At 54.3% G+C, this 650-nt stretch carries 1 protein-coding gene; it reads left to right on the top strand.

Going from position 1 to position 650, the window contains the following annotated elements:
- Positions 1-650: EF-Tu/IF-2/RF-3 family GTPase (locus tag KCG88_RS30805; protein WP_246882904.1), on the top strand; the 650-nt coding region annotated here is incomplete at both ends.

Below are 650 nucleotides of genomic sequence, written 5' to 3'. Positions count from 1 at the left end.
GGCCAAGACGACAACGAAATGGGTACCACCGCTGTTAAGCGTCTGGTAGAAACTCTGGATACCTACATCCCAGAGCCAGAGCGTGCAATCGACAAGCCGTTCCTGATGCCAATCGAAGACGTATTCTCGATCTCCGGTCGTGGCACCGTGGTAACTGGTCGTGTTGAGCGTGGTATCGTTCGCATCCAGGAAGAAGTTGAGATCGTTGGTCTGCGCGATACTCAGAAAACTACCTGCACCGGTGTTGAAATGTTCCGCAAACTGCTCGACGAAGGTCGTGCTGGCGAGAACTGCGGCGTTCTGCTGCGTGGTACCAAGCGTGACGATGTTGAGCGTGGCCAGGTTCTGGTTAAGCCGGGCACCGTTAAGCCGCACACCAAGTTCACCGCTGAAGTTTACGTTCTGAGCAAGGAAGAAGGCGGCCGTCATACTCCGTTCTTCAAAGGCTACCGTCCACAGTTCTACTTCCGTACTACTGACGTGACTGGTAACTGCGAGCTGCCAGAAGGCGTTGAAATGGTAATGCCAGGTGACAACATCCAGATGACTGTCACTCTGATCAAAACCATCGCGATGGAAGATGGTCTGCGTTTCGCTATCCGTGAAGGCGGTCGTACCGTCGGCGCTGGCGTCGTAGCCAAAGTCATCGA

It is taken from the genome of Pseudomonas sp. MWU349 (assembly GCF_017947325.1).
Taxonomy (GTDB): Bacteria; Pseudomonadota; Gammaproteobacteria; order Pseudomonadales; family Pseudomonadaceae; genus Aquipseudomonas; species Aquipseudomonas protegens.
This window is presented reverse-complemented; position numbering and strand designations above follow the sequence as displayed.